20 protein-coding genes are annotated in these 20032 nt (G+C 55.2%); 11 read left to right on the top strand and 9 right to left on the bottom strand.

Annotated elements, in window-relative coordinates; translation table 11 throughout:
* Window positions 1–73 precede the first annotated feature (73 nt).
* The 4 genes from HMPREF1487_RS03925 (at window position 74) to groL (ending at window position 3972) form a co-directional block, all read left to right on the top strand.
* Window positions 74–1087 carry a DUF481 domain-containing protein gene (locus HMPREF1487_RS03925; protein WP_010795296.1) on the top strand — a complete coding sequence of 338 codons (1014 nt, stop codon included), beginning with the start codon at window positions 74–76 and terminating at the stop codon, window positions 1085–1087.
* 229 nt (window positions 1088–1316) lie between these two features.
* On the top strand, window positions 1317–1796 hold the full coding sequence (locus tag HMPREF1487_RS03920; protein ID WP_010795295.1) for an FxsA family protein: 480 nt from the start codon (window positions 1317–1319) through the stop codon (window positions 1794–1796).
* Between the two features lie 196 nt (window positions 1797–1992).
* Window positions 1993–2286: a co-chaperone GroES gene (locus HMPREF1487_RS03915; protein ID WP_010795294.1), complete on the top strand. Its 294-nt coding sequence runs from the start codon at window positions 1993–1995 to the stop codon at window positions 2284–2286.
* Between the two features lie 45 nt (window positions 2287–2331).
* Complete coding sequence (gene groL / locus HMPREF1487_RS03910) at window positions 2332–3972, top strand: chaperonin GroEL (RefSeq protein WP_010795293.1); 1641 nt, start codon at window positions 2332–2334, stop codon at window positions 3970–3972.
* 62 nt (window positions 3973–4034) lie between these two features.
* On the opposite strand, the gene HMPREF1487_RS03905 is transcribed toward groL, so the two are convergent.
* The gene (locus HMPREF1487_RS03905) at window positions 4035–4763 is read right to left on the bottom strand and encodes a phosphatase PAP2 family protein (RefSeq protein WP_010795292.1); all 729 of its coding nucleotides are present in this window, start codon (window positions 4761–4763) and stop codon (window positions 4035–4037) included.
* A 174-nt stretch (window positions 4764–4937) separates the two neighbouring features.
* Here HMPREF1487_RS03905 and HMPREF1487_RS03900 point away from each other — a divergent pair, with 174 nt between their 5' ends.
* From HMPREF1487_RS03900 to pncB, 6 genes are all read left to right on the top strand, one after another.
* Entirely contained in the window at window positions 4938–5621 is a 684-nt protein-coding gene (locus HMPREF1487_RS03900) for a response regulator transcription factor (RefSeq protein WP_010795291.1), read from the top strand.
* Entirely contained in the window at window positions 5611–6906 is a 1296-nt protein-coding gene (locus HMPREF1487_RS03895; RefSeq protein ID WP_010795290.1) for a sensor histidine kinase, read from the top strand. The genes HMPREF1487_RS03900 and HMPREF1487_RS03895 overlap by 11 nt, the downstream gene beginning before the upstream one ends.
* A 79-nt stretch (window positions 6907–6985) precedes the next feature.
* Complete coding sequence (locus HMPREF1487_RS03890) at window positions 6986–7666, top strand: class I SAM-dependent methyltransferase (protein WP_010795289.1); 681 nt, start codon at window positions 6986–6988, stop codon at window positions 7664–7666.
* Window positions 7667–7668: 2 nt separating this feature from the next.
* Entirely contained in the window at window positions 7669–8394 is a 726-nt protein-coding gene (locus tag HMPREF1487_RS03885; protein ID WP_010795288.1) for a lipopolysaccharide kinase InaA family protein, read from the top strand.
* Window positions 8391–8618 (top strand): hypothetical protein, encoded by a 228-nt coding sequence (locus HMPREF1487_RS03880; RefSeq protein WP_010795287.1) that lies wholly within the window; start codon window positions 8391–8393, stop codon window positions 8616–8618. The genes HMPREF1487_RS03885 and HMPREF1487_RS03880 overlap by 4 nt, the downstream gene beginning before the upstream one ends.
* Window positions 8619–8712: 94 nt before the next feature.
* Entirely contained in the window at window positions 8713–9912 is a 1200-nt protein-coding gene (gene pncB / locus HMPREF1487_RS03875) for a nicotinate phosphoribosyltransferase (RefSeq protein ID WP_010795286.1), read from the top strand.
* 30 nt (window positions 9913–9942) lie between these two features.
* Here the strand turns inward: pncB and HMPREF1487_RS03870 are convergent, their stop codons facing one another.
* The 8 genes from HMPREF1487_RS03870 to HMPREF1487_RS03835 form a co-directional block, all read right to left on the bottom strand.
* On the bottom strand, window positions 9943–11025 hold the full coding sequence (locus tag HMPREF1487_RS03870; protein ID WP_010795285.1) for a DUF1513 domain-containing protein: 1083 nt from the start codon (window positions 11023–11025) through the stop codon (window positions 9943–9945).
* 22 nt (window positions 11026–11047) lie between these two features.
* Complete coding sequence (locus tag HMPREF1487_RS03865) at window positions 11048–12112, bottom strand: imelysin family protein (protein ID WP_010795284.1); 1065 nt, start codon at window positions 12110–12112, stop codon at window positions 11048–11050.
* A gap of 10 nt (window positions 12113–12122) precedes the next feature.
* Window positions 12123–13541, bottom strand: a complete 1419-nt coding sequence (locus HMPREF1487_RS03860; protein ID WP_010795283.1) for a di-heme oxidoreductase family protein — start codon at window positions 13539–13541, stop codon at window positions 12123–12125.
* Between the two features lie 102 nt (window positions 13542–13643).
* Window positions 13644–14984 (bottom strand): imelysin family protein, encoded by a 1341-nt coding sequence (locus HMPREF1487_RS03855; protein WP_010795282.1) that lies wholly within the window; start codon window positions 14982–14984, stop codon window positions 13644–13646.
* 104 nt (window positions 14985–15088) lie between these two features.
* Window positions 15089–17155, bottom strand: a complete 2067-nt coding sequence (locus HMPREF1487_RS03850; RefSeq protein ID WP_010795281.1) for a putative bifunctional diguanylate cyclase/phosphodiesterase — start codon at window positions 17153–17155, stop codon at window positions 15089–15091.
* Window positions 17156–17307: 152 nt separating this feature from the next.
* Window positions 17308–17889 (bottom strand): superoxide dismutase, encoded by a 582-nt coding sequence (locus HMPREF1487_RS03845; RefSeq protein ID WP_010795280.1) that lies wholly within the window; start codon window positions 17887–17889, stop codon window positions 17308–17310.
* Between the two features lie 159 nt (window positions 17890–18048).
* On the bottom strand, window positions 18049–18651 hold the full coding sequence (locus HMPREF1487_RS03840; protein WP_037029672.1) for a LysE/ArgO family amino acid transporter: 603 nt from the start codon (window positions 18649–18651) through the stop codon (window positions 18049–18051).
* 1 nt (window position 18652) lies between these two features.
* Window positions 18653–19051, bottom strand: coding sequence for an ACT domain-containing protein (locus HMPREF1487_RS03835; RefSeq protein WP_010795278.1), 399 nt, complete (start codon window positions 19049–19051; stop codon window positions 18653–18655).
* An 87-nt stretch (window positions 19052–19138) separates the two neighbouring features.
* Between HMPREF1487_RS03835 and HMPREF1487_RS03830 the strand changes: the two genes are divergently transcribed.
* Window positions 19139–20029, top strand: a complete 891-nt coding sequence (locus HMPREF1487_RS03830; RefSeq protein WP_010795277.1) for a LysR family transcriptional regulator ArgP — start codon at window positions 19139–19141, stop codon at window positions 20027–20029.
* Window positions 20030–20032 lie beyond the last annotated feature (3 nt).

Here is a 20032-nt window from a genome sequence, read left to right as displayed (position 1 = left end):
CGCGATTATTTCTGCTTTCTTAACAAGGGCCGGACAAACATAACCGGTTCATATCTCTACAACGGCGTCTTTTATGTTGTCACGAACTCTCTTTTGCCTTGCCGCTTTTTCAGCCCTTTCCAGTACCGCTTTTGCGGACACGGTATGGCTGAAAAATGGTGACCGCTTGACCGGGACGATCAAGCTTTTAGACAGCAAGAAGCTATTGTTGCAGACCGATTACGGTGGCTCCATTCCCTTGTCCTGGGACAAGGTGGCTACGCTGCAGCGCGATCAGCCCGTGCTGGTGCAGCGTGGTGAATACGAGGAGGATGTCGAGGTCAAGAGCCTCAAGCCTGCCGGCCAGGGTCAGGTCATTGTCGAAACGGCAGAGCAGGGCGCGCAGACCGTACCGCTGGCGAGCATCAGCCAGATTGTGCCACCAAAGCCGCTCCTGCATGACTTTACCTGGAAGGGCAACATCGATGCGGCATTGAATTACAAGCGTGCCGACAAGGATACAGACGACTACGACATCGACTTCAAGACCCAGGCTCGGCACGGTATGTGGCGTCACAATGCCCAGGGCAGTTACGACCGTGAAAAGAAGGACGGAGCGGTATCCACGGATAACTGGTCGCTTCAGTACGCGCTGGATCGTTTCTTCAATGAAAAGTTTTTCTGGCAGGGACGGCTGTCCTATGACAGGGACAAAGTCGAAGACATCGCTCGCCAGCGTAACGTTGGTACAGGCCCGGGCTATCAGTTCTGGGATAACGAACTGGGATCCTTCTCCCTGACAGCGCTGCTGGATCGCGCCGACTATCAATACCGCGATGGTGACAAGGACAGCTTCTACTCCGTGTCAATGAAGTGGGACTACAACCGTTACGTATACGGACAGACGGTTCAGCTATTCACTACTGGTGACGTAGGACGCCCGCTGGACAATACCGCGGACTTCAGCCTGGATACGGATTTAGGGCTGCGCTACAAGGTCACCAATTGGGCGTCTCTTAACCTGAAGGCGTCAAAGCAGCTAGTCAGCGGGGCCAAGGGAAGTCTCAACGAAACCCAATACAGCGCAGGGATTGGCGTAACGTGGTAACTGCTTGTGCTAGGGCGCCCTTGTGGCGCCTTATCCAGCCAGTAGTCAGCTGAATCCTCATCAATCCATACCTTGTAACACTCCTTTCTATTGCGCAGAAGCCCGTGTCGTCTGGCCTTGAGTGTCTATTGATAGCGTGATTCCACACGCAAGGGTTGAATTAATCCCTGGTCAACGCCACCTTGGAGTTTTGGTAGGTTCGGCCTTGGAGGCCCCAAAGGACACTGCGATGCGCAAATTCCTGTTTCTGTTTTTACTGTTTCCCCTGTTGGAACTGGCAGTCATGATCAAGATTGGCAGTTCCATTGGAGTCGGCTGGACGTTGATCCTGCTGGTCCTGAGTACTCTCATTGGTATTGGCATGCTTCGGGTGGCCGGCTTCACGACGCTTTGGCGGGCTCGTATACGTATTGCCATGGGTGAAGTGCCTGAGAAAGAGATCATGCAGGGACTGACGATGGCCGTCAGCGGCTCCTTGTTTGTCCTACCCGGCTTTATCAGTGATGTGCTGGCGCTGCTAGTGCTGTTACCCATTACACGCAAGTTACTGATAGGGTCTGTAATGGCGCGGATCAATGTGCGCGGAGGTGGGCAGACTTATCAGCACAGACCGGGTGATTTTCATCAAAATCATCAGCGCCCCGAGGCCCCTCGCGTGATTGAAGGTGAGTACGAACGGCGAGATGATAAGAAGCCGTTTAATCACTGAATTAGAAAATTTTTTTGCTCTGCCCCTTGAAATGATTTTCTACAACCTCATGTAGCGGACACCGTAAGGTTCTTGCCATTGGCAGGCTGAATTCGCACCTTGCATTGCAGGGTGCACCCGGCGAAGCCGGTTAAAACAAAACAGCCGGTGGTCTTCACCGGTAATTGGAAACGCTTACATATTAGGAGATACGACTATGAAGCTTCGTCCTCTGCATGATCGCGTCGTGATCCGTCGCAGCGAAGAAGAAACCAAGACTGCTGGCGGCATCGTGCTGCCGGGCTCGGCTGCCGAAAAGCCGAATCGTGGTGAAGTCGTTGCGGTAGGAACCGGTCGCGTTCTGGATAACGGCGAAGTTCGCGCTCCAGCTGTAAAGGTTGGCGACAAAGTAGTATTTGGTCCCTATTCCGGCAGCAACGCCATCAAGGTTGATGGCGAAGAACTGCTGATCATGGCTGAGTCCGAGATCCTGGCTGTACTGGAAGGCTGATTGCCGATCCCTGTTTCCACCGAATTCGTTTAGAGGAAAAAGAACATGGCTGCTAAAGAAGTCAAATTCGGCGACTCCGCCCGCAAGAAAATGCTGGTCGGCGTAAACGTTCTGGCTGACGCTGTAAAGGCAACACTGGGCCCGAAAGGTCGTAACGTTGTTTTGGACAAGAGCTTTGGCGCTCCGACCATCACCAAAGATGGCGTTTCCGTTGCCAAAGAAATCGAGCTGAAAGACAAGTTCGAAAACATGGGTGCTCAGCTGGTCAAGGACGTTGCGTCCAAGGCTAACGATGCAGCTGGTGACGGTACTACCACTGCTACCGTTCTGGCTCAGTCCATCGTGAACGAAGGCCTGAAGGCTGTTGCTGCCGGCATGAACCCAATGGATCTGAAGCGCGGCATCGACAAGGCAACCATCGCGATCGTTGCTCAGCTTAAGGAACTGTCCAAGCCTTGCGCCGATTTCCGTGCCATCGCTCAGGTAGGTACCATTTCCGCCAACTCCGACGAATCCATCGGCAGCATCATTGCTGAAGCCATGGAAAAAGTAGGCAAGGAAGGCGTGATCACTGTTGAAGAAGGTTCCGGCCTGGAAAACGAACTGTCTGTCGTAGAAGGCATGCAGTTTGACCGTGGCTACCTGTCTCCTTACTTCATCAACAAGCCGGACACCATGTCCGCCGAGCTGGACAACCCGCTGCTGCTGTTGGTTGACAAGAAGATCTCCAACATTCGCGAAATGCTGCCGGTGCTGGAATCCGTTGCCAAGGCTGGCCGTCCGCTGCTGATCGTTGCTGAAGACGTTGAAGGCGAAGCGCTGGCTACTCTGGTCGTCAACAACATGCGTGGCATCGTCAAGGTTGCTGCTGTCAAGGCGCCTGGCTTCGGTGATCGCCGCAAAGCCATGCTGCAGGATATTGCCATCCTGACTGGCGGCACTGTGATCTCTGAAGAAGTAGGCCTGAGCCTGGAAAGCACCACTCTGGAGCACCTGGGTCAAGCCAAGCGCGTTGTTATCAACAAGGAAAACACCACTGTTATCGACGGTGCTGGCGTTCAGGTTGATATCGAAGCTCGCGTCAAGCAGATCCGTGCTCAGATCGAAGAGACTTCTTCCGATTACGACCGTGAAAAACTGCAAGAGCGTCTGGCCAAGCTGGCTGGCGGTGTTGCCGTGATCAAGGTAGGTGCGGCAACTGAAGTTGAAATGAAAGAGAAGAAGGCGCGTGTGGAAGACGCCCTGCACGCAACTCGTGCAGCCGTTGAAGAAGGCGTGGTGCCTGGCGGTGGCGTAGCCCTGGTTCGTTCCCTGCAGGCCATCGAAGGTCTGAAAGGCGACAACGAAGATCAGAACGTAGGTATCGCTCTGCTGCGTCGTGCTGTTGAAGCACCTCTGCGTCAGATCGTTGCCAACGCGGGTGGCGAGCCAAGCGTCGTGGTTGACAAGGTCAAGGCCGGTGAAGGCAACTACGGCTTCAACGCTGCGACCGGCGAATACGGCGACATGATCGAGATGGGTATTCTTGACCCCGCTAAAGTGACTCGTAGCGCCCTGCAGGCTGCTGCCTCTATTGGCGGCCTGATGGTAACTACCGAAGCCATGGTTGCTGATATCCCAGAAGACAAGGCTGCTCCGGCAATGCCTGACATGGGCGGCATGGGCGGTATGGGCGGCATGATGTAAGCCACCCAGCTACCTAGCTGAAAAAGCCCGGCCTAATGGTCGGGCTTTTTTATGGGCAATACTTAAAGCGCAGACGGGGCGGGAGCAGTCTTTTCTGGTGAAGTGGTCGGGCGGTAAAGCATTAATCGGTAAAAAGCCAGACACACCAACCAATCAAAAAGTGCCGTCCATATGTTATGGGAAAGAAAGTGAGCCCCTTGCATCATCCTTCCGATGGAAAAGATGCAGCCCAGCGCGAAGGCCGCAGCTAATGCGCCGCGTGCCAGCCGTGCACGGCGATCGCGCAAAAAGAAATAGAATGCAAACAAGGTAAAACCACTGGAAGCATGGCCGCCGGGCCAGCACAGATTGTTCTTGTTGGTCGCAGGGCGCTCTGACAATAACGGGGAGTAAACCTGGTCACCGCCATATTGAACCAGACTCCAAGGGCAGGGGACGTCGGTCAGCTTTTTCAGTGGCATGACAAGCGCTGTACACGTACCCATTGCAAGCACCAAGTATCCCAACGACTTGCGCCAAGGTTTCAGAGGTGTCCAGAAAAAGCTCAGGATCGAGCCTGCAATGGCAATAATACCGATCAGGATAACCAGCTGTTTGGCCCGATCATGCAGAACATCCTCAAGAAAGGCACTGTGTCGCCCAATAAACCCTGTGCCTGGATCATAGAATGCATCGGCCAGTGCAAAGTCGAGGCGTGTGGGCTCAACACTCAATAAAAGAATCATTACTGCCAAAGGCAGACCCAGAGCCCAGAAAAAGTTGAGCGGGCGAGAGTAAGCAGAAGCGTTCATGGGTATCCTAGAAGGAGAGAGGCAATTGTTTACAGGGAAGGCAGTTTCTATCTGAGCAGATGAAACAGGGCGCTCCTGTACAGTGCGCTGTGCCTTGTCATGCCCAAGTGAATGGGTAGTGAAAAAAATGTTAAACAGGCCTGCTGCGACCGCGCGAGGCTATGAGGTGAGTTCATGCGTATTCTGGTGGTTGAAGATAACCGCGATATCTTGAGTAATCTGATGGATTACTTGAGTCTCAAGGGATATACAGTCGACTGTGCCCAGGATGGGCTCTCAGGCCTGCACTTGGCGGCAACCGAGCATTATGATCTGTTGATTCTCGATATCATGTTGCCGGGAATCGATGGGTACACGTTATGCCAGCGCTTGCGTGAGGATGCCCGGCGCGATACTCCGGTTATCATGCTAACGGCGCGAGATCAGCTGGATGACCGCCTCAAGGGGTTTCGCTCTGGCGCAGACGATTACCTGATCAAGCCTTTCGCCTTGTCGGAGTTGGCTGCTCGGATCGAAGCGGTGATGCGCAGGACGCGTGGAGGAGGCAGGCGGCAGCTCCAGGTGGCTGATCTTGTTTATGATCTCGACACGCTGGAAGTTAGCCGTGGGGGTAAATCGCTCAAGCTAAATCCCATCGGTCTCAAGCTGCTTGCGGCGCTCATGCAAAAAAGTCCGCATGTGATTCGGCGAGAAGTCCTGGAAGAGACGCTTTGGGGAGATGACTGCCCTGACAGCGATAGTCTGCGCAGTCATATTCACCAGCTCCGCCAAGTTATAGACAAACCCTTTGAAACGTCCTTGCTCCATACGGTACATGGTGTGGGCTACCGCCTGACGAATGATAGCAATGGAGTATAAGCAGAGCCTTTTACGCCGGATCATCATTGCATTTGTGCTGATGACCGTAGTGGTGGGTGGCCTGTTCTCCTTTGGTATTGTCGAGGTCGTACACCTGGTTGAAGAACAGCTGATCTCCGAAGACATGAGCAACGAGCTGAATCGCATGTTGCGACGAGACATGCGAAACGGTGGTCAGCCGGTACTGGATCCAGGCATGAAGCTCTACTACGCGCCGGAAAATGAGCCACAGTCATTGCCGCCGGATTTGGTGGGGCTCAAGCAGGGCTTCAGTGAGGTCAAGGAGGGCGGTCGGTACTACTATGCCTGGGTTCGGTTCCAGGATGGGCGGCACTACATCCTTTTGCAGGATCAAAGTGATTTTGAGCGACGGGAAAAGGCTCTTTACCGGGTCGTGCTCAAGGGGTTTTTGCTCAGTGTGGCGTTGTCAGGCCTTCTCGGCTGGTTGCTGGCACGCCGAGTCATTGCTCCGGTCAGTCGTCTGGCTCGTCAGGTTCGGCATCGTGACCAGATGCTGCTGATGGCTCCCCCGTTGGCTCCGGATTATGCCAATGATGAAGTAGGGGAATTGGCAGCGGCGTTTGACGATGCATTAGGTCAGTTGCGTGATGCGCTTACCCGAGAGCAGTTGTTCACCAGTGATGTGAGCCATGAGTTGCGAACACCACTGATGGTAATTGCCACATCATGTGAGTTGCTGGCCGAGGATCCAGGTCTTGGTCCTAGAGGTAAGGCGCAGCTACAGCGAATGGTGAGCGCTACTGAGGAAATGCGGGATCTGGTGCAAACCTTTCTCCAGTTGGCCAGGGCACAGCGCGACGGGGCGGTCATTGCGCCTCGCAGTTCGCTCAGAACGATTGCCGATGAGCTGGTGCTGCAGTGGCAGGGAGCAATCGAGGCCAAGGGGCTAACCTTGAGGTATGAACCTGGGGGTTATGAACATCAGCAGACCTACAACGCCCCATTCCTGCGGTCTGTCATGAGTAATCTGCTGCGTAACGCACTTCATTACACGGATGCGGGTGAAATTCGCCTGACGTTGGAGGAGGCTGCTTTTACGGTGGAAGACACGGGCAGCGGCATTCCTGAAGCTCAACATGATGAGGTCTTCAAGCCCTTTGTACGAGGTAGTGCAAGACGTGGCGAGGGGTTAGGGCTTGGCCTCTCACTGGTCCATCGTATCTGCCAGTTGCAGGGATGGAAGGTTGCATTGACTAATCGTCAGCCAAACGGCTGCTGTTTCCGGGTTGAGTTGGCATTGCCAGAAAGCGGCAAAAACGATTGACGTAATTTTCACATGACCTTGACCCTGATTTAACGGTGCGCTCCATAAGGTGGCTTCATCTGACTTATGGAGTGCCGCCATGAAATCCACGATTGAGCTTCCCTTCTCCGAGAAATATGACCGCGCGCATGCCGAGCAGTACTTCAAGAAACACCAGGATGGCATGGCTCGCCGCTTGTCTCATTGGCGAGATGAGCAACTTGCCCGCCGCGCCCTGAGGTTGGCGGGACAGCCCAATTTAGTCCTGGATCTACCATGCGGCGCCGGTCGTTTCTGGCCGCTACTCGCGGAAAAACAGAATCGGGTCATTATTGGTGCTGATAACTCAGCGGATATGTTGGCCGTCGCATGTGCCTCCCAGCCCAAAGAAGTAGTTCAGCGTGTGCGTACCTTGCAAACATCCGCTTTTGCTATCGATCTTCCTGATAACGCAGTGGACAGCATTTTCTGCATGCGCCTGGTGCATCACATTGCTGATAGCGCAGACCGCTTGGAAATGTTTAAGGAATTCAATCGTGTAACACGCGATACAGTCATTCTGTCATTATGGGTGGACGGTAACTTCAAGGCATGGCGCCGCAAGCAGCTAGAAGCCAAGCGGCAGCTCCGCAACAAAAGTACGGGTTATCAAAATCGCATTGTTCTAAATGCCGAGCAGGTCGAGCACGAATTCGTACAGGCTGGTTTCAAAGTCGAAAAGCATCTTGATTTCTTGCCGCATTACTCAATGTGGCGTGTTTATGTTTTAAGAAAGGTTTGATTATGTCCGATATGTCTTTCCCATTGGGTACAACGTCGTCCAAGGGTACAGAGCGTTCCTTTGAAAACTGGTGGGGCATGTCGGGAGAGTGGGTCGAGGCGCCTAACGAGCGGCGGGGTGGAGAAAGCGGCGTCCAACGTATCCAGATCAATGACGGTACCATTGCCTATGCCAAACGTCAGGTAGGGCATATCTATCGGAGTCTGCGTCATCCGTTTGGGCGGCCAACAGCCCTGCGTGAGCGAGATGCCTTGACCTCTATCGCCGCGCTGGGCGTGGGCGTACCGGAGCTCTTGTTTTGCGAGGCTCGACGGGATGAGCAAGGCTGGCGTGCGCTGCTGGTAAGTGCCGAACTCGATGGGTATATCTCGCTGGAAGACTGGTACGCCAGCGGTGCCCAGACGCGGTATGACCAGGCGACCCGCGATATATTCCTGAAACAACTCGGCGCTATGCTGGCTCGGCTGCATAAGGCGCGCTGGCAGCATGGTTGCCTGTATGACAAGCATGTGTTCTTGCGCGTCCGTGAAACACTAGGCGAGGTTGAGTTCGATGTTGCATTACTGGATCTCGAAAAATGCCGCCGTCGTTTCTCAGCGCGTCGTGCCGCTCGGCGGGATCTTCTGCAACTTAAGCGCCATTCGTCGCTCAGTCATGCGGACTGGCAGGCCTTGGTCTACGGTTACCAAGCAGTATTTGGCAGGGTCATCAAAGGGTTGCAGCCATGAACTTAACAATCACAAGAACTTTGCTTTTAGTGGGTGCCCTCGGCGTTACAACAGTGGCGTTTTCGGCTTGGCACGAGCCGGGTGCAACGGTAGTCCAAGGGCATGAAGGAATCTCCTATTGCCAGACTCCGGCCAACGCACGAATGGTTAAAGCGGTTCCGTCCGATGAAAACCTCATGCTGTTCTTGTATGGGATGACCCAGCGCGCGGCAGGCGCTCATTGATATTTAACGCTGCGAAGTACGGGAAAAGGGTTTTTATTCATTCAGAGCTCGGGCATGCTGTGGATGTTTGATTTGATTACCTCGAGCGAAACCTATGGCTGATGGTATTTTTTCCCGGTGCAGCGTTCAAAGCCTTCTGGATACGGACTTTTATAAGCTCACTATGATGCAGGCTGTCCTGCATAACTATCCCAATGCGGAAGTCGAGTGGGCATTTAAATGCCGAAACAATGAAGATCTTCGACCCTACGAGGCCGAGATTCGCGCCGAGATCGAACGGCTTGCCGATATCAGTATCAGTGATGAGCAGTTGGCGTTCCTCGAGCGTATCCCTTTCATCAAGCCCGACTTTATCCGCTTTCTTCGCCTGTTCCGCTTCAATCCGCGCTATGTGCATATTGGTGTTGAGAACGGTGCGTTCAGCCTGCGCCTGCGAGGCCCGTGGCTGCATCTGATCCTTTTTGAAGTGCCGATCCTTGCGTTGATAAGCGAGGTGCGCAACCGCAATCGCTACCCTGAGCAGACCTTGGAGCAAGCCCGTGAGCAGCTCTATCGTAAATTTGAGTGGCTGAAGCAGGAAGCCAGTCCGGCCGAGTTGGCCGATTTCAAAATGGCGGACTTCGGGACGCGCAGACGCTTCTCGTTTCCGGTTCAGGAGATGGTGGTCAAGGCGCTGCGAGATGATTTTCCCGGGCGTTTCGTAGGGACCAGCAACGTGCATCTGGCCCTTAGCCTGGGCGTAACCCCCCTGGGTACCATGGCGCATGAGTGGTTCATGGCACACCAGCAACTAGGGCCAAGACTGATCGACAGTCAGATCGCTGCACTGGACTGCTGGGTGCGTGAATATCGTGGGCTTTTGGGTATTGCCCTGACCGACACTGTGACCATGGATGCCTTCCTTCGCGATTTCGATCTGTATTTTGCGAAGCTGTTCGACGGCCTGCGCCACGACTCTGGTGATCCACTGACATGGGCCGAAAAAGCGATCAGGCATTACGAAAGCCTGGGCATCGACCCGATGAACAAGACCTTAGTGTTCTCCGACTCGTTAAACTTAGAAAAGGCGCTGAATCTTTACCGTGCCTTGAAGGGCCGAATCAAGGTGAGCTTTGGTATAGGCACCAACTTCACGTGTGATTTGCCGGGCGTTGCGCCAATGAATATTGTGCTCAAAATGACATCCTGCAATGGTCAGCCCGTCGCCAAGATCTCTGATGTGCCTGGCAAAACCCAAAGTGAAGATCAGGATTTTGTTTATTACCTGAAGCACGTTTTTCGGGTTGCTTCCTGAGTTAAAGGCTTGATGGGTACGCAGTACTCATCAATGCAACAGCAAATGGTTATCCCACAGGCCGGAAGGCAGTTCGAGTGGCTTCATCACGATCTGTGTTTGTCTGCAGTCATAATGGCGGCAGCGGCCCTGACCTGAAGTCACGACAAACCCGCTTGCCGCTGCGCCTACGCCTGCACAATCTGGTAGAGGTGCGTCCAGCCGCAGCATGCCACTGTCCAGGTCCCAGATAAAAAAACGATTGCCTCGAGGGGCTGTCAGGGCAACCAGTCTCAATTCGTCATGTACTGCTACGCTTGCCGTGTATTGGACCATGGATTGACGCTGCGTCTCTGCCACCGGAAAGGCTTTGAAGGCTTCTCCGGGACGCTTGATTCCGAGCATGGCGGCTGCGTCGGTGGCTGCGCCCATATATTGCTGACAGGCCAGAATGGTGCCGTCCTTTGCAATGGCCAAGTGGCGAACGCTGTTCATCTGCAGGTCCAACGTCTCCTTGGAAAGGAGCTCACCTGAGCGGCTCATCAAGACCAGGCTGGGTTCCATGGCATCCAGGTTCATTTCTACCCGGCTTTCAGCCTCGGTGCGAATTCCCCCGTTGGCAACAACAAACGTCTCTCCATCCGGCATCCAGGCTACTTCATGGGGGCCCAGACCATGGGTGCTTAGCTCATGGGAGCGAATCAGAGCTCCATCACTGAAGCGATAGGCACTTAGCAGGCCACGGCCAGGGTCCGTCGTGTCGTTCTCGGTAGCGTAGAACCACGTGCCTTCTGCGTGGAAAACCCCGTGCCCATAGAAATGACGATTTGCAGGCGAGTCGAGCGTCTGGACAAGTTTTCCATCGCGCAGGTCGATTACATAGCTCTGCGTACCTGGGCGGCGAGCCACGAAGACAGCAAAGGGCTCGCTGGGGTGCGTGACGATGGCATGGCATCGTTGCGTAACCTCGGTAACGAAAACAGGCTTGCCGTTGAGGCGATAGCCCACGGCAAAGTGGCGGCCATCTACATCGTCGCGGGCAGAAAGCAGCAAGGGTTCCTGGGACCCTGACGTAAACGTCCAGCGACCCAGGCGTTGCAGGTTATGGAACAGACTACTCAACAGAGTGGACATGACGGATACCCAATGTCGTTACTCAATCACCATCGTTGGCGTTGAACCCTAACTGGATGCCAAGGGCTTTAGCCAGCTCGCCTTCATGCAGACGATGTACGGTATTGAGGCTGTCATAAAAGGCGTTCAGTTTGGCGACGCCCGCCTCGTTACTGAGCCAGGACTTCAGCGGCTGTTGTTGCAGCTCTGCCAGCTGTTTGCTGCTCTCGGCATAAGCGGTATCGATTTTATCAGCCAAGGGTTTTTGTTCCTTGGGCAACAAGGCACGTAGCCCTTTACCGTCTACGCCATTCCACAGCGCCTGGGCGCCAGCAAGGCTCGCGGCAATACTGAGAAGCGACGACTCGCTACGCCAGGCTTCAGCCTGGTACGGCTGTGGAATACCTTTGCTTTGTCTACCCAGCGGAACGCCCAGCTTTTTCTTCAGGCTGTCTAGCGCTGTGACCTGTACCCGCAAAAGGTCGGCAATAGCTTCCTGAGCATCGGCATAGCGTTGATTCGGAAACTTGGAGAGCTGTGCCAGCATGCCATCCGTTTCCTTCCAGCGGGTAAGGATACGCTGTGCCAGCTCCTGCTGGTGCTCGGCAATGGCTGTCAGAAGCGGACAGTAGCGTGCCCTCTGTTCTGCATTAGCCAGTTCGATATTGCTGTCGAACAGAATGTATTCATACGCCGTCAGTCCCTGGACGACAACGCTGGCTTTGTCCAAGGTGGCCTTATCAACCTGAGGATTACTCTTGAGCAGCTGTTCCACCTGGCGGGCGACCAGGTTTTTCTTGTCGGGGTAGAACTGCACTTGCCAAGCTGTATTATTTTCGGCCAGCGGGCCGATCAACAGCGGTTGCAGTTCGGCCCAGGCCTTTTGTGCGTTGAAAAAGGCTTCACGAGCCTTGCCAAGCTCTTCCTTGCCGGAGCAGAAGGCTACGGCGCTGCTCGCCAATGCCCGATCGGTTTCCACCCAGCGAGCGTACGCCGGTAGCAGGACCTGCTCGGCCAGGGCGGCGCTGGTCTGGGCCTGTTGATTCTGTGGCGAGCAGGCACCGAGTGCCAGGGCAAGCCCGGTTAGCAAAAGCCGAGGGCGGAACATGCAACGCTCCTTATAGCGAATTCAGGAATTCAAGCAGGGCAGTACGCTCTTCGGCGTTGAGCCCTAATACGTTTTGCTTGGCCGCCTCAGCTTCTCCGCCATGCCAGAGAATGGCTTCAAGCAGGTTGCGAGCACGACCATCATGTAAAAATTGTGTATGACCACTGACCTTTTGTGTCAGGCCTATTCCCCACAAGGGAGGAGTACGCCACTCACGACCACTGGCCAGAAATTCGGAGCGATTGTCGGCGAGTCCTTCGCCCATGTCATGCAATAAAAGATCGCTGTAGGGGTGAATGGTCTGATTGGCCAGTTCAGGGACCGCAGCGTTGGCAGCCGTCTTGAAGGTGGGTATGTGACAGGCAGGACATCCCGATGCGTAAAACAGAGTCTTGCCTTGCAGCACGGAAGGCTTGTCGACTCCGCGTCTGACGGGGACCGCAAGGTTGCGCGTATAAAAGAGCACCATGCGGCGAATATTGTCGCTGACTTCCGGATCTCCCCCATTGGGTGCCTGCTTGCAGGTTGTCTGAGCCTCTGTGCAATCGTCATTGGGGATCAGGCTGGTCGTCAGACCCATGTCGCCGGAAAACGCCGTGGCGTTCTGTTGGTCAAGTGTGGGCTGGCCTGCCTTCCAGCCGAAGCGGCCCAGCATGGTCTTCTGCTCAGCAAAGCTCCAGACCCAGTTGGCTCGTCCAGAAATACCATCCCTGTTGTCATCGTTGGGATCGGCATTCTTGAGGATGTCACTTTCCGATATGGCTTCCAGAAGGCCCAGACCAACCATAGGTGGCGCTACACGCGCGGAGAACTGGGCTTGTGGATGAAACGGACCGTACCCGAGACTTTCTATGCGCAGCGTAGGCTTTCGCAGGGTGATGACGGTACCATCCTTGAATGTGACCGTTACGTCCGCGTAATCGAACCTGACCTTGCCCTCTGGCGGTACGCCAGGAACGGCATTGTCCTGTAGCTGTCCGCCATAGGTGGGCTCGGGTACAACGCCCAGTCTTTTCAGAGTCTCCTGATCCTGCGGTCCGCCGGGTATGGATAGTCTGACCAACATGGTGAAGGCATTGGTTGCGTGTGGCCCCGGCGGATGACCACGTCCGTCGCTCAGGTGGCAGCTCTGACAGGCGTTGATATTGAACAACGGCCCCAGACCATCTCGCGCTGTTGTGGAGGAGGGCGCGATGACCCAGGGATTGCGAAAAAAACTGTTACCTACGCTGAAATCCAGACGCTGAGCGGGCGTCAGGTTGTTGGAGGGAAACGAAAAGGCATTGGCGCTCTGGTCATTGACGCTGGTTGTACCCGCCGACAAGGCCTCGCCCGGTTCTGCGTGGGTAAAGTGCGGTGAGTCATCACAGGCACTGAGAAGCGAGACGAGAAGCGCCAGGGGGGCCAAACGAAGGGGAGCTAGTGTCATCAGAGCCAAACGGTACCGTTAAATGATCGACCTGAACGTATCGAAGCCACGGCAGGTAGGGCCTGCCGTGGCTTCGTAAAAACGCCGTGCCCTTGGGGCGGATCAGAATTCGTGATCGGCGTTATCGGGCTTCAGATCTTGGATGCCCAGCTTGGCCGCGGCCTGTTCGATGGCGCCGGTCTGCTTGACCAGGGCCTGAATGGCGTCACGGATCTTTTGCTGGTCGGCGGTGTTGTCCGGAGCGATCATCTGGTCGTAATGAACACCGTCCTTCTCGGCACGATCAACAATGGCCTGCATCTTGGCCTGGGTATCGTCGAGATCAGCCTTGAGCGTGGCATCGGCTTGCGGGTCAGCCTTGGCAACCAGTTCGGAAAGGCTTGGGCCTTTCACTTCTGTACCGTCGATACGCTTGTACTGACCCAGATAAACATTGCGAATGCCCAGTGCATCGTAATAAAGGGTGTGATGGGTATCGTCGCTGAAGCAGTCATGCTCGTCTTCAGTCGAGTTAGCTTCTAGAGATACCTTCATACGCTCGCCGGCCAGTTCTCCCAGCGACAGACTGCCCATGCCAAACAGCATCTTGCGAATACCGGAGTCTGCACTTTCCTGTTCTAGCGTCGCGCGGTAGTTATCAGGTACGCCCGGCTTCCACTGACCAGCCATGTACTCAAGGTCGTTAACCAGGAGATCAGTTACCGCTTTCAGGTACGCGCGACGGCGATCGCAGTGACCACCCGTGCAGCCATCCCCTGCAAGATAATCCGTTGCGGGGCGGTTGCCTGCACCGGGGCCTGTCCCGTTAAGGTCCTGACCCCACAGCAGAAATTCGATTGCATGGTAACCCGTCGCCACGTTGGCTTCCGAGCCGGCCAGCTCATTCAGACTGGCCAGCTTTTCACCAGTAATGTCCTTGACGTCAACCTTGTCTTCACCAATCTGAATCTCTTCGTTGGCAATGATGTTGGCAGTAGCAGCCGGGTTACCGGTCGCATGTTGATAATCGGATGCAACATAGTCGATCAGGCCTTCATCCAGAGGCCATGCGTTGAGCTGACCTTCCCAGTCATCCACAACAGGGTTGCCAAAGCGGAAGGCTTCTGACTGGGAATAGGGCGTGCGCGCTGCCATCCAGGCCTCTCGAGCCGCTTTTAGTGTGGCGTCGGAAGGGGAGGCCAGGAAGGCATCGACGGCTTTCTGCAGATTCTGACCCGCTGTAAAGGCGTCGCTGAACACAGCCTCGGCAATGTCAGCGTAATTCTTGATCACGGCCTTGGCCGCGGCTTCATCCGGTTTCGCCGCCTGTGACGTTGTCGCTGAGGTGGCTGCAGGGGCTGCTGCTTGATTGGCGGGTGCCTGTTCTTTCTTGTCGTCACCACAGCCTGCCAGGGAAATGGCGATAGCGAGGAGGCTTACGCTCGCCCAGTGCATACGGGTCATTCCGGAATCCTTTTCTAAAATAGGGTGCTCATTACATGAGCCTGGAGAAAAGCCGGATAATAATGCGAAAGATTTTCATTTTTGAAAACCCTTTTCGCCAGGGGTCAGTGCTTTACTGGCATAACCCGTGAAATGGGCAGACCTTGAGTACGCGCCTCGATAACCGCGGGGATCTGATCAGCGGGGATTGGCTTGCTGTAGAAATAACCCTGACCCTCGTCACAGCCTTGCTCCACAATGTAGGCCTCCTGCAGGTCGGTTTCCACACCTTCCGCGATAAGCTCTTTGTTGAGGCTTTTGCCTAGTTGGATGATGGCGCGTACCAGGGGGGCGTCGTCTTTTTCGTCGCTCAGATCCTGCACGAAACTCTTGTCGATTTTGATTTTGTCCAGAGGCAGTCGCTTCAGATAAGCCAGAGAGCTATAACCGGTGCCGAAATCATCCAGTGCTATCAGCGCGCCGACTTCCCTGAGACGACGCAGCGTTTGCACGGCAGTGTCCACATCTTCCATCAGTGCCGTTTCAGTAACCTCAAGCTCCAGCCGCTTGGGCGGAATCCCGTGGCGTAACAGGAGCGATTGTATAAACGCAGGCAGATTTTCCTGTTGTAGCTGCACAGCCGACAGATTGATGGCCATGCGCAGGGAGGTGTAACCGCTTGCGTACCAGGTATGCAGTTGACTGCAGGCCTGCTCAAGCACCCATTCTCCGAGAGCTACGATGCTGCCAGTGCGCTCGGCCAGGGGAATGAATACATCGGGTGGAATGAATCCGTGGACAGGATGATTCCAGCGCAATAGGGCTTCCACTCCACTAATCCGTTGGCTCGCATAGTCAATCTGAGGTTGGTAGACCAGATAAAGCTCCTGGCGTCTCAGGGCTTCACGAAGGTCCTTTGCCAACCCGCGCCTGAAGCGGATGTCCTGATCTACACTGGCCACGTAGAACTTGTAGCCGCTATGACCCTGGGTTTTTACCAGGGCCATCGTCTGCTCGGCACGCTGCATCAACTGGTCGGCGGTCTGGCCATCCTCCGGGTATAGCGTGATGCCGATCGAAGCGCTCAGGTGGGCTTGATACTGTTCGACACTGAATGGCGAATCGAGTGCATCCAGAGCAGCATGGGCCAGTTCAGCGGCTTCGTCGGGTTGCCTGATCAGTTTGATGAGCGCAAAGCGATCCCCTCCCAGCCGCCCAAAACCGTCTACTCCCGGGCAGCCCGCCCGCAGCCGGGTTACCAGTTTGAGCAGAAGCCTGTCGCCTACCTGATAACCGTATTGCTCGTTAATGCTTTTGAAATCATCAAGGCCCAGGCACAGCACGGCTACGCTCAGGTTTTGTCGATCCGCCTCGGAAAGGGTCCACTCAAGCTGACCATGAAAGGCTTGTCGATTGGAAAGGCCGGTCAGCAGGTCATGCTGACTGATCCGTTGAAGGTTGCTGATGGCCTCTTCACGAAGCGCTGTGTTTTGCTCGATCGAGGCAAGTAGCTGGTTGGCAGTGTTTATCCAGCGGCCCAGTTCGTTCTGCTCATGTCCTTTGAGGAGGGGGAGAGGTTTGTGGCCTGGCAGACCGGGTTTGATCGCCGCCAGATGGTTGAGCAGTCGGGAAAGGGGGCGCGTCAGAATCCAGTGATAGACCAGATAAAGCGCCAGCACCAGAATCAGGACGCGAACCAGTAACGAGACGAGAATAAAGGCTGAGTTCTTTAAAAATTTCTGCCCGTAAGGGGCTGTGTCCACAGCGATGCGCAAGTCGCCATAATACTCCTCAACCGGTGGCTCGCCTGTAAGACGGATGCTGAAGCGCTGCTCTTTGTCAAAGAGCCTATCAGTAAGCAGGCGTGTCGAGCCGCTGAGCAGTGGGCGAGCGTGCTCTGATAAGGGCTGCTCGCCGGGAGTGCCAATGTAAGCTTCACGAATGGAGGGATGCTTGAATAAGCCACGGGTAACATGTTCGGCCATGGTGTCATCCAGGCGATACATGGCCTGGGTGGCAGGGTCCCTGAACATGGACAGCGTCTGGCGTGCGTCCGTCTGAATCTGATCACGTACCTGTCTGGCCTCATAGGCAATCTGTACGATGCCTAACAGCAGTCCGACGAGCAAGGCCGTTGGTAATGCTACAAGCAGCAGCTTCAACGACAGGCTATGCCGAATGCTCAGTTTCACTCCGTGCTCCTTTCCATGGATGGCTTTGCCATCCTATGTCTACTACAGGATGAAATGTGTAATAACCGAGTCTAGCTGTCTCTTCGCAAAAGTAGGCATGACTTAAAAACAAAACCCGGCGAAAAGCCGGGTTTTGTCGAGAGATACCAGGATCAGGCGGCGAAGTTTTTCGCTACGAAGTCCCAGTTCACCGTATTCCAGAAGGACTCGAGGTACTTTGGACGCAGGTTGCGATAATCGATGTAGTAGGCATGTTCCCACACGTCGATGGTCAGCAAGGGCTTATCACCCGAAGTGATGGGGTTGCCAGCACCGATGGTGCTGGCCAGCGCCAGGGAACCATCCGCCTTCTTGACCAGCCAGGCCCAGCCGGAACCAAATGTGCCGATGGCCGTCTTGGTCAGCTCTTCCTTGAATTTGTCAAAGGAACCAAATGCCGTTGCGATGGCATCTGCCAGGGCGCCCGTAGGCTGGCCGCCACCGTTAGGCGTCATGCAGTTCCAGTAGAACGTGTGGTTCCATACCTGGGCAGCGTTGTTGAAGATCGCGCCAGAGGACGTCTTGATGATGTCTTCCAGGCTTTTGCCTTCGTACTCAGTGCCGGGCACCAGGTTGTTCAGTGCGGTGACATAGGTCTGGTGGTGCTTGCCGTGATGGAACTCCAGCGTCTCGGCGGAAATATGCGGCTCGAGGGCGTTCTTCTCATAGGGCAGCGGCGGCAATTCGAAAGCCATGGTTATCTCTCCATAATGTTTCGTCAGGGCATTGCACGGCAATGGTCGACCGATCAGGCGCCGGCCTAACCTGCGGTAAGGCATTAGGCTCAATACCGCGGCGGGGGATCATAGCACTCGCTTCGTTAGCTCGCCATGTAACAAACCCGACAGAAGGTCTTATGGCTTGTAAAGGATGAGCTGTATGGCCGTGATCAGCATGACGGTTCCAATCGCCATATCGATCATGCGCCATACGCGCGGTCGGGTCAGGTAGGGTGCCAGCTGCGCCGAGCCGATTGCCAATGTGAAGAACCAGAGAGCAGACGCGCAGCCTGCACCGACCGTAAAAGCCAGTGGTGCCGGCTGCTGGTTACCTAACGCTCCGAGAACCAGAACGGTATCCAGATAGACATGGGGATTGAGTAGCGTAACGGCTAGCGCAATGCCCAGCGTCTTGCCCAATGAGCGGGGTGCCGCCGCTGCGCTATGCAGTGACTGTGACGTAAGTGCTCGTCTGTAGGCACAGATGCTGTAATAGAGCAAAAAGATAATACCAGCCCATTTGAAGACGCCCATCAGCCAGGCATCCCCGGCCAGTAAGGTGGCCAGGCCAAACACGCCAATGGTTACCAGGCTGATATCGAAGAACAGACAAAGCGCGGCCACAGGCAGGTGATGTTCCCTGCGCAATCCTTGGGCAAGGATGAATGTGTTCTGCGCACCGATGGCTATGATCAGACCGCCCATGGTCATGAGTCCTGTCAGATAGCTCTGCCACATCTTATTGGCCCGCCAGCGTGAGTAGGGCAGCCATGGCGCGTGCTTGGTCCGCCTCTGCGACGAAGAGGTGATCATGGTAAAAGCCGGCGACTACATTGCAGCTGATGCCCTGCTGTGCCAAGGCGTTCGAAAACGCGGCAGTCAAACCAACAGCCTCCAGTGCGGAGTGAACGTTCAGGGTAATCCAGGCAGCTACATAGTTATAGGAGAGCGCTAAGCGGTCAGCATCTTGCCTGGTCAGTACAACGGTCAGGCCTTCCTGCTCCCTGAAGGTTGCCAGGGGGATTACGTCCTGTGGCAACGTCTGTTCATGCAACGAGCAAAACACGTATTGGCCTGGATTGAGCACAGGCTGCATCTGGCTCAGCAGAAGCGAAAGATCATGAATGGCGTGAGACATCAGTGTTCTCCAGAAAGGGATGGCCAGTCTGGAGAGAAAGCCTGTATAAGAAAAACAAATAGTGCTGATCAGTCATTAGGAGAACTGATGTTTGATTATAAACTTTTGGCTGCGCTCGCCGCTGTCGTAGAGCAGGGCGGTTTTGAGCGCGCGGCACATGTACTGGGATTGTCCCAGTCTGCGGTCTCACAGCGAATCAAGCTGCTGGAGGCCCGCATTGGACAGCCTGTCATTGTGCGTACATCACCACCCACCTCTACTGATGTAGGGCAAAGGCTTCTAAACCATGTTCAGCAGGTGCGATTGCTTGAACGCGACCTCCATGGTCAGGTGCCGGGGCTTGATGAAGCCAGGACGGTGGAGCGTTTGCGGGTCGCCATCAATGCCGACAGTCTGGCTACCTGGTGGGCGGCCAGTATCGGCCCCTTCTGTACCAGACAGGGGATCCTGCTGGATCTGGTTGTCGAGGATCAGGAGGTGGGACTCAAGCGTATGCAGGCCGGGGAGGTAGCCGCCTGCGTCTGTGCCAGTGCACGTCCGGTCGCCGGTGCCCGGGCGGTATTGCTGGGCGCCATGCGTTACCGGGCAGTCGCCAGCCCCGCCTTTCATGCACATTACTTGTCCGAGGACGTAACGGCTGAGCGCCTCGCTCAGGTGCCTGCAGTCGTCTATGGGCCGGATGATCAGCTTCAGCATCATTTCCTGGCACGGCTGGGCTTTACTGGTCATTTCGATCATCATCTATGTCCTTCTTCGGAGGGCTTCGTGAAAATGGTCGCCAACGGGCTTGGCTGGGGGTTGCTTCCCGAGCTGCAAACCCAGGCGGAGCGCGAGCGAGGCGAATTAATTGATCTGGTGCCGGGGCAGGTGATCGATGTGCCGCTGTACTGGCATTCCTGGCGTAACGGTGGTGATTTGCTGACGGCCTTGACTCGACATCTGGAGAGCCAGGCAGCCTGTTGGCTGGTAGCGACTTGACGG

The sequence above is a fragment of the Pseudomonas sp. HPB0071 genome (assembly GCF_000478505.2).
Lineage (GTDB): Bacteria > Pseudomonadota > Gammaproteobacteria > Pseudomonadales > Pseudomonadaceae > Chryseomonas > Chryseomonas luteola.
Note: the sequence above shows the minus strand (reverse complement) of the source record. Positions and strands in the feature narration are given on the sequence as shown.